The organism is Zhengella mangrovi (assembly GCF_002727065.1).
GTDB lineage: Bacteria > Pseudomonadota > Alphaproteobacteria > Rhizobiales > Rhizobiaceae > Zhengella > Zhengella mangrovi.
Map to the genome: position 1 here is coordinate 138,796 of NZ_PDVP01000011.1, position 9,907 is coordinate 148,702.

A 9,907-nucleotide genomic window follows, 5' to 3' on the forward strand; every position below is an offset into this window, starting at 1 on the left:
CGCTCTCGTGCCTGCAACCGGCATCCATGTTCGCGGGCAATGCGGGGGTCTTGTTTTCCCTGCTCCTTCATGGCATTCAACCCTGGGGCGTGAAAGTTTCTTATATATTCTATTGCGCTAAAAAAGGAGTGCGCCCGGTGTCGTGCCGGGTACGCGTTTCCGGCCTTGGCGATCCGCTTGTCCTGCCACGCTCCAGGGGCGGTGGTGGAGAATACGGGCATGCCCTTTTACACAGCGAGAACAGCGGCGGCGCCGCTCCGCTCCGACGTCGTGACCCGGGAGCGGCTGGAACGCCTGCTTCGCCTCTCCAACCCCCGCTGCATCGACCGCCAGGCCGGTATCGAAGTGGAAATCCGCCATGTGGCAGTCGAAGACGACAACGGGTTTTTCGTGCCGCGCTCGATCCGCTTCTCACATGCCGGTGGCCATGCGCCAACCTTCTGGCTCCTGCTTCTCGACGACGCGATCGACGCGCGCGTCTGCAACAGCCAGTCCGGTCCGTCACCCTGGTCCGGCACCCGGGTGCCTGACCAGGAGGCCATCGACGCCTACTGGAGGCCGCTGACGGATCCGATCGCGATCCTGGACATGGAAGTCCTGTTCGTCCGGGTCGAGGCGCACATGCTGTCCGAACTGACGAGCGACCTCAGCGACGACGCCAAGCTTTCCGTCGTGCCGCGCGAGGTGGTCGACCTGCGCGCACTTGCCGCCTTCTGCGCTATGCTAGGGCGCGACACGCCGGACACAGCGGCACATGTCGACGATCACGTCATCTTCGCGGCCTACGATCCGCGATCCTACCTGCGGACACAGGACCGTCTTGGCAGGATGACCCTGGAGGAATGCCGGCTCTTCTCCTGGCGGGGGCTGGTTCGCGACAGCGACAGCCAATTCTTCGCGAGGTCCTTCCTGCGCGCGGTCGACTGGAAGGCGGATGCCGGCGATATCGAGACCGCGATCCGGCCAGTCCTGGATGCCGTTGCACCGCATGCTGCAACGGGGTTTCACCTGAAGGACGACGGCACGACCTTCCTGGCCTCGGACTGGCTTGAAAAGGCGGCGGCGCTGCTGGCGCAGAAGGGCCTGGCCATTGTCCAGGTCGACCGTGCTGCGGATGCCACCGTTTTCACGGTGATCGAGGCGGACAAGGCTGCGCGTCTCGTCCGCCTCGGCCGCAAGCTGGGGTTCGACTGTGCCGTCATTGGTGCTTTTGCAGCGGAGCGAAAAGGCTGGTTTGCCCGGCTCTTCCGGTGATCGCAAGGTTCCGGTGTCAGGACGGCCGATCGGACCGATGATGGTCGAAGATCCACCCGACAAGCCGGCCGACAACAATCGGCACCAGGGACAGGGCGGCCACGGTCGCCCATGCCTGCCACGGCAAGGCCACGAGCTTCAGCGCCGCGGCGACGTGCGGCTGGAACTGGGCGATGGCGAGAAGCGCAACGCAGACAACGACCGCAGCCCAGACCCATCCGTTGCGGACGACCCGGCTGGACAGGAATCCGTCGTGCATGTGGCGCATGTTGAAGACGTGCAGGATCTGCGAAAAGGCCAGTGTGTGAAAGACCAGGGTGGTGACCGCATCGCCTGTGAGTGCGAGCGGGCCGAGAGCAAGCAGGAGCGCGGCGAGCGTCGTGGCCGACAGCACGATGCCGTAGAAGATGATCCTGACCCAATGGCGCCGGGCCAGAATGGGCTCGGACGGCGGGCGCGGCGGGCGGTCGAGTACGCCGTCATCGGCCTCGACCGTTCCCAGCGCGAAGGCCGGGAAGACATCGGTGACGAGGTTGAGGAAGAGGATCTGCAGGGGCAGCACCGGCAGTGGCAGGCCGAACGGAACAGCAAGGCCGACGACGAGGATTTCGCTCAGGTTGCAGGAGAGCAAATAGGTCACGAACCGGCGGATGTTCATGAAGATGACCCGGCCTTCGCGGATCGCCTCGATGATCGTCGAGAAGCGATCATCGCGCAGCACCAGGTCGGCGGCGTCGCGGGCGACCTGGGTACCGCGTTCGCCCATGGCGATGCCGATATCGGCCTGCCTGAGCGCAGGTGCATCGTTCACGCCATCGCCGGTCATGGCGACGACGTCGCCGGCGGCCTGGTGGAGGCGGATGAGGTCGAGCTTCTGGGCCGGATCGACACGGGCGAAGACACGCGTCCGGCGCAGGGCGTCGCGCTCGCCAGACGGCAGTTTGTCGATGGCAGTGAGGTCCTTGCCCTCCATCCCGCCGTCAGCTTCCCGTGACAGGCCGACCTCGCAGGAAATGTGGCGGGCCGTGGCCGGGTGATCGCCGGTGACCATGACAACGGCAATGCCGGCGCGCCGTGCATCGGCGATCGCGGCGGCGATATCCTGGCGGGGCGGATCGCGGAAGGCAGCGACCCCGAACAGGGTCAGCCCGTCGTAGACCGGGTCGCCGCCGGTTTTCATCGGCTTGCCGGCAATCGCAAGCAGGCGCAGGCCCTGTCCGGCGAGCGTGTTGCACATCTCCCGCCACCGGGCCTGCTGTGCCGCATCGAAGGGAGTGTCATGCCCGTCCTGGCGGACGGCCGCGATGGTCTCGAAGACCGCTTCCGGCGCGCCCTTGACGGCCACGAACAGTTCATCGCCTTTGCGATGGACCGTCGCCATGCGGCGCGTCGATACCTGGAAGGCATGCTCGGCCTGTTCGGGACAGTCGCGGAGCAGGCCTTTGCGCTCGATGCCACCGGCCAGGGATGCGCGGAGCAGGGCGATTTCCATGGGGTCGCCGGTGGCCTTCTCGCCGTCGCCGTCCAGCGCGGCATTGTTGCACAGCGCGGCGTTGCGAAGGGTGAGCGTGAGCGCTTCGTCCGGCCGGTCTGGCTTCGCTCCTTCCGCATCGCGGAAAACCTGGTTCTCCCGGTCCAGCAGCCATGTCCCCGATGCCGTGACGATGCGGTCGACGTGCATGGCGTTCTCGGTCAGCGTCCCGGTCTTGTCAGTCAGGATGACCGTGGTCGCGCCGAGCGTCTCGACCGCCGACAGGCGTTCGAGCAGGGCATTGCGCCGGGCCATGCGGAGCATGCCGCGGGCGAGCGCCAGGGTCGCGACGATGGGCAGGCCCTCGGGGATGGCGGCGACAGCGAGGGCGAGCGCCGATTCGACCATCAGGACGATGTTTCTGCCGGAGGCGATGCCGGAGAGCGCAACGATGACGGTGATCGCGAGTGTCAGCCAGATGAGGTTGCGGCTCAACTGCTCCAGTTGCTTCTCCAGCGGCGAACGATCCGGATCCGCCTCGTCGACCAGACGGGTGATGCGGCCGAGCTCGGTCTCCATGCCGGTCGCGGTGACAACGGCTTCACCGGTGCCACCGGTCAAGGCGCATCCCTTGAACAGCATGGAGGCGCGTTCGTGGATGGTCGCGCCGTGCGCCACGGGGTCGGACGACTTGTCGACCGGCAGGGATTCGCCGGTGAGCATGGATTCATCGGCGGCCAGGCCGGCCGATTCCAGGATGCGCATGTCGGCGGCAATGACATCGCCGGCGTCGAGGATGACGATGTCGCCAGGAACCAGGGTTTCGGCGTTCACCACCTGCTGCCGGCCGCCACGGCGGACGACGGCGGTTCGCGAGGTCAGCTGGCGCAGCGCCTCCATGGACCGGACGGCCTGCAACTCGGTGATGAAGCCGATCATGGTGTTGATCACCAGGACGACAGCGATGGCGGCGAATTCGATGATCTCGCCAAATGCCAGGGCAAGACCGGCGGCGCCGATCAGGAGGTAGACGATCGGGCTGGCGAGCTGGCTCAAAAGCAGGACAAGGATATTGGCGCGCGCCTTCCGGCGGAGCGCGTTCGGTCCGTGACTGGCGAGGCGGCTTGCGGCTTCTTCCTCCGGCAGTCCGGTCTCGCGGCGGACCCGGAGGCGCGCGAGGATCCCTTCGGCGGTCTCCTCGTGCGGAAGGCAGGCCATGCCGGTCGACAGTTCCTCGTCCTGGTTCCCGTGATCGTCCGGCACTGGTTGCGCTGCCCTATCCCGTCATTCTTCGCCTGCCAATGCCGAAAGGGCGTCATGGCGAAGCACCTGACCATGATATGCGTCAATCGCGGCAACGCCACGGCTTTTATGCCGCGGCATCCGGGCCCGATGGCCGGCGAGTATCCCTAGGACGCCAGTTGCTGGACCTGGACGGGATTGGAGCCGAATTCCAGCACCGACGGGCAGGCCATCCAGGTCGCGGTCCAGTAGCGGCTGACCATGTCGGTGGTTTCGGGCGCGGGAACCGGCTTGCTGAACAGGTAGCCCTGCCCCAGCATGGCGCTGCGGCCGGCGAGAAGGGCGGCGATGCCGGCATTCTCGATGCCCTCCGCCGTGATCATCAGGCCGAGCCGTTCGGCGATGCCGATCATGGTATCCACGATGATGGTGCTTTCGCGCGTGCGGCCAAAGTCGCGAATGAAGGACTGGTCGATCTTGAGGCGCGAGAAGGGCACCTTTGTCAGCAGGGACAGCGACGAATAGCCGGTGCCGAAGTCGTCGATGGCGATGGAAATGCCAAGCTCGCGCAGGCACTCGAGGCGCCACGAGACCGCATCGAGATCCTTGATGAGGGCGTTCTCGGTGATTTCCAGTTCGAGGCGCTGTCCGGGCAGGCCGGTTTCGGCGAGAACCCGTGCCACCATGCTGGGGAAGGTGGGGTCCTGCAACTGGATGGGCGAGACGTTGACGGAAACGAAGGGCCCTCCGTCGCCCCATCCGGCCGCAGTCCGGCAGGCCTGGCGCAGGATTTCCTCGCCGATCATGTTGATCTGGCCGTATTCCTCGGCCAGCGCGATGAACTCGTCGGGCCGGACCATGCCTTCGGCGGGACGGTGCCAACGGGCCAGGGCCTCGAAACCCGCCGTGCGGCCGGTGCGAATGTCGATCAGCGGCTGGAAGTGGGATTCGATCTCGCCGCGTTCGACGGCGTGGTCGAGATCACGGATGCGGTCGTTGCGCTGGCGGAATTCGTCGCTGATCTCGGCATTGAACCAGCTGACGTCGATGTCGGCGCTCTTGTCCGCCAGTTCCAGCGCCTGGCCGGCGTTGCGGAGCAGGGTGATGCTGGGCTGGGCATCCGAGCAGGTGACGATGGCGCCGGTCTGGACGCGCAGGCGGATGGCGCCGTGCTGGAGATCGTATGGCTGGAGGAGCGCGGCGAGGACGTCGCGGACAGCGTGCTGCGTGCCCGCGGTTCCCTTGGCCGGTTCGGTGGCAAAGGCAAAGGCGTCGTCGGAGATGCGGGCGGTCAGCACGTTGTCGGCGCCCCGCAGGCGCTCCGCGATCATCTGCACGATCCTGGCATCGGTGATGGTCTCGTCCTCGCCCATGAGGTGATCGAGGTCTACGAAGCGGACCTGGACGATGGCGATGGTCTCGCCCGATTTCAGCGCGGCAAGCCGGTCGTCGATATCGTCGAGGAACTTGTTCTGCTTGGGCAGGCCGGTCGCCGAGTCGAAGCGCAGCAACCGCTCGATCCGCTCACTCGCCTCCATCTGGTCGGTGATATCGAGGGCGACGCCGAGAAGCCGGTCATGCTGCCGGCCGGAACCCGGCACAACGTTGCCCATCGAATGGACCCAGCGGATCCGGCCGTCGCCGCCAAAGACACGGTAGCGGACATCATAGGGCTTTGCGCCGCGGGAGCGGGCCGTCTCGATCAGGCGGATCTCGGACTGCCGAAGATCCTCCGGGTGGCGGCGGGCACGGAATTCCTGCATCGTGAGCTGATGGCCGCCAGGAAAGCCGAGGCGTGTCGTCAGTTCGGACGAGACATAGGCGATCTTCTGGTCACCATTGGCCAGGTCGATCTCCCAAACGCCGCCCTGAGCACTTGCGAGCGCCAGTTCCAGGCGCTGTTCGCTTTCCAGCGCCGACTGGTAGGCCGCCTGCATCCCGTTCCAGGCGTTCTTGAGAACACCGTAGATCAGCAGCGCGGAGACGATGACGAAGGTCCAGCCCTTGTAGGTCTGGAAGGCCTGGTACTCCGCATAGTCGCCTGCCAGCGTGACCAGGAACCGGTCGCTGAACTGGATCCAGATGATGCTTCCGATGGCGTAGCTGCAGGCAACCAGTCCCGGCAACCTGCCGAACAGCTTTTCTGACCGACCGAAGAGGTGCGAATTCTTCCATTTATTATACGGCATTGACCGGCCTTCGGGGGATTTGCAGGGTTTACAGGCTAGTCGTTCAAAACCTGCGAAAATCTTAAGCCGGCGTTACTGGAATTCGCACCGGGTTTTTACAGGTCAGTAAGCATCACGGGTGCCTGGAGCCTGGAATCAAGGTCCGAAAACGATGGAGGCCGGGCAGCACTTTCATGCTCCCGGCCTCCCTGACCTGGTATCGCGACCGGCCGCGATGGCGACCGGAACGCGCGCTATCCGTGGATGTATTTCTCGATGAATTCCTGGGCGTCCCTGGCCGTCAGAGGCCGGCTGAACAGGTATCCCTGGCCTTCGCGGCAGCCCTGGGTCACCACGGCGCTGAGCTGGCTTTCCGTCTCGATGCCTTCGGCCGTGGTGCCGACACCAATGCTCTTGCTGAGGTTGATGATCGCCTCGACGATCGCCGCATCGGAGATGTTGGATTCCAGGCCCTGGACAAAACGGCGGTCGATCTTGATCTTGTCGAACTGGAAATTCTTCAGATAGGCGAGCGACGAGTAGCCGGTGCCGAAATCGTCCATGGAAACCCGGACGCCGAGTTCGCGGATCGCCTGGAGCATCTGGACGTTCTTGCCCTCGTTGCCGAGGAGCGCCGATTCGGTGATCTCGAGCTCGAGGCGGTTCGGCGCGAGGCCGGACGCGGCAAGCGCATTGATCAGCGTCGACAGAAGCGAGGGGCTCTCGAACTGGATCGGCGAGAGATTGACCGCGACCTTGATGTGTTCCGGCCACTTGCACGCTTCCTTGCATGCTTCGCGAAGCACCCAGGCGCCGAGCTGGTTGATCAGGCCGGTTTCCTCGGCCAGCGGGATGAAGATTTCCGGCGACATGAGTCCGCGCTTGGGATGCGGCCAGCGGATCAGGGCCTCGAAGCCGGTGATCTCGCGCGTGTCGATATTGATCAGCGGCTGGTAGAAGAGCTCGAACTGCGAGTGCTGCACCGCGATCCTGAGGTCGCTTTCCAGTTGCCGCTTTTCTTCCTGCTCCTGGAGCATGCGCGCCTCGAACAGGACCGCGCCGCCGCGGCCGTTGCTCTTGGCGTGGTACATGGCGAGGTCGGCGGCCTTCACGAGGCCGTCGAGGTCGGAGGAGAAATGCGAGGCGCGCGCCACGCCGCAGCTCGCGCCGATGTTGAGCTGCGTGCCGTCGACGGTAAAGGGCTTGCCGATTTCGGCGACGATCTGTTCCGCCAGTTGCATGGATGCATCGGGCTGGACGCCGTAGCGCGTGATGACCGCGAACTCGTCGCCGCCGAGGCGGGCGATGTCGAAGCTCGCGGGGACCACGGACTGGATGCGTTCGCCGACCGCGCGCAGGAGCTTGTCGCCGATGGCGTGGCCGAAGAGGTCGTTGACGGCCTTGAACCCGTCGAGATCGATGAACAGGAGGGCAGGCTCCATGTCATTGACCGGCATTTCGTCGATGGCGTGGTGGAGCGCGTCGCGGAAGCCCTGGCGATTGAGCAGTTCGGTCAGCGAGTCATGGTAGGCGAGGAAGTGAAGCTTCTCCTCGGAGACCTTGCGGCGACCGCTCTCGTTCGCGAGCTCGACTTCCTTGGCCGACAGGCTGGTGTTGAGCTGTTCGGTCGTCGCTTCCAGCGTCTGCTTGGACCGAAGGGTGCGGTCGCTTGCCTTCTTGGCCTCGATCTGGCCGTTGATGCGGGCAATGGCAACGGCGAAGTCGACCGGCTTGGTGACGTAGTCGTTGGCGCCGATGCTCAGGCTCTCGACAACGTCTTCGCTCTGGCTCTTGGCGGTGACCATGATCACCGGCAGTTCGGTGTTGCTGAACCGCTCGCGGATCCTCCGCAGGACCTCGTTGCCGCTGAGATCCGGCATCATGATGTCCAGGAGGACGAGGTCGAAGGTGCCGGTTTCGATCTGGTTCAGGGCGTCGTGCCCGCCGGATGCCTCGGTGACATGGAAGCCGCGGCGCACGAGCCGGCGGGTCAGGATATCCCGGTTATCGGCAACGTCGTCGACGACGAGGATCCGCGGCGCCAGGTCTTCTTCTCCCTCGGGCGAGGAGACATTCGGTTCGCGGATCGCGTGAGCTGTGGCAGTGTTCATTTTTTTATCCGCCCTCATACCGTGCTTTGCCAGCAATATTAGCGAGCTTTTGTTTATTTAGAGTTATCAGGATTTTATGCTGCTATTTCCTGCGCCTGGACTTCCACGTCGCCGGATTGCGCCATGGCCTCGATATGCGCCGGAATGTCGATGGTGAACTGGGTCCCTTCCCCGGGCCGGCTGGTCACCGTGATCTCGCCGCCAAGGAGGATGGCGAATTTCCGGGTGATTGCCAGGCCGATGCCGGTGCCGCCGAAGCGCTTGGAGATGGAGGCGTCGGCCTGGATGTAGGACTGGAAGAGCTTCGGCAGGACATCTGCAGCAATGCCGATGCCGGTATCGCTGACCGTCGCATGCAGGCGATCGTCCGCCAGGTTCCGCTCGATGCTGAGCTTCATCGTCACCGTTCCGTTGCGGGTGAACTTGCCGGCGTTGCTGAGCAGGTTGATCAGCATCTGGCGCAGCTTGGTCTTGTCGGTGCGCAGTTGCATCTCGCGCTGGGCGCACTCGATGTCGAACTTGTTGGCATTCTTGACGACAAGCGGCAAGGCGCTCGCGACGACCTCGTCGATAAGGTCGCCCAGCGCGAAATCCGAAACGTCCACGGCATTGACGTCGTTGACGATCTTGTCGGAGTCGAGCACCTCGGACACCAGCGACAGGAGATGCTTGCCCGCGGTGTTGATGCGGACAAGATCCTTGATGGTCTGCTCCTCGCCGCCGGCATCGTTGGCATCATCCAGCAGGATTTCCGAATAGCCGATGATGACGTTGAGCGGCGTGCGAAGTTCGTGGCTCATCTTGGAGAAGAACAGCGAGCGGTGATGGCTCACCTCCTCGGAGACGGCACGGGCCTTCTCGAGTTCCTCCATGGTGGAGCGGAAACGGTCGGCTTCATGCTCCAGCTCGCTGCGCAGCGCGATGATGCGGGCGTAGTAGAGCGCCATCCAGGACATGTACACCGTGGCCGCGACAATCGACAGCCAGCTGAGGATCCGCAGGTCCTCGACCGGGACGGTGTTCGGCAGGCCGTTCTTCAGCAGGAAGGTCAGGAAGACGCCGACGATGGACGCAAACAGGCCGATGACCAACTTGGTGTTCTTGGAGAGATAGAAGAAGCCGAGCAGCAGGCTGACGATCAGCCACGGCAGGAAGGGCGAGCTGAAGCCGCCGTAGTGATAGGTGCCGAAGAGGGAGACCGCCGCCAGCCCGACGAAGGACAGCAGGGACGAGATCGTCATGCTGCCGGAATACTTGAGAACGAAAGGAAGGGCCAGGAAGCTGTAGATGCCAGCGACCATTACTTCCAGCTGGTAGTTGATCTCGGGGGAGACGATGTAGAGATAGATCGCCATCGGCTGGGCAATGACCGGGCCGAACAGATGGGTGAACACGAATATGCGTGCCATCTCGATGTTGGTGCGGCCGCGTATCCCCTGCGGCACGAACCAGTTCACCAGCTTGTTGTCCATCATCATCGGATCGATCCCCTGCCTTGTCCCCGTATGCCCCCGGGTGTGGAGTGCCGCCTCGCGGCGGCACCCCCTTGTCCGTCTCAGCCGGCGACGCGGAACTCGCTCGCGTCGTAGCCCGCATCGAGCCGTGCCTGGCCGATGCGCATGGCCGCGCCCATCTTGTCGGCGGCGGCCGTCACTTCGTCT

General features: G+C 64.4%; 5 protein-coding genes. 1 reads left to right on the forward strand and 4 read right to left on the reverse strand.

The features are described 5' to 3' along the window. The first annotated feature begins 219 nt into the window (after nucleotides 1–219). Nucleotides 220–1,254, forward strand: a complete 1,035-nt coding sequence (locus CSC94_RS16860) for a DUF6630 family protein (protein ID WP_099307533.1) — start codon at nucleotides 220–222, stop codon at nucleotides 1,252–1,254. Between the two features lie 16 nt (nucleotides 1,255–1,270). Here the strand turns inward: CSC94_RS16860 and CSC94_RS16865 are convergent, their stop codons facing one another. The 4 genes from CSC94_RS16865 to CSC94_RS16880 all read right to left on the reverse strand — a co-directional run bounded on the left by CSC94_RS16865 (nucleotide 1,271) and on the right by CSC94_RS16880 (nucleotide 9,724). After that, nucleotides 1,271–3,988 (reverse strand): cation-translocating P-type ATPase, encoded by a 2,718-nt coding sequence (locus CSC94_RS16865; protein WP_205853339.1) that lies wholly within the window; start codon nucleotides 3,986–3,988, stop codon nucleotides 1,271–1,273. Between the two features lie 146 nt (nucleotides 3,989–4,134). Next, nucleotides 4,135–6,156, reverse strand: a complete 2,022-nt coding sequence (locus tag CSC94_RS16870) for a putative bifunctional diguanylate cyclase/phosphodiesterase (RefSeq protein WP_099307534.1) — start codon at nucleotides 6,154–6,156, stop codon at nucleotides 4,135–4,137. Nucleotides 6,157–6,389: 233 nt separating this feature from the next. Then, nucleotides 6,390–8,246, reverse strand: a complete 1,857-nt coding sequence (locus CSC94_RS16875; protein ID WP_165784480.1) for a putative bifunctional diguanylate cyclase/phosphodiesterase — start codon at nucleotides 8,244–8,246, stop codon at nucleotides 6,390–6,392. Between the two features lie 74 nt (nucleotides 8,247–8,320). Further along, nucleotides 8,321–9,724, reverse strand: coding sequence for a sensor histidine kinase (locus CSC94_RS16880; protein WP_099307536.1), 1,404 nt, complete (start codon nucleotides 9,722–9,724; stop codon nucleotides 8,321–8,323). Between the last annotated feature and the right edge of the window lie 183 nt (nucleotides 9,725–9,907).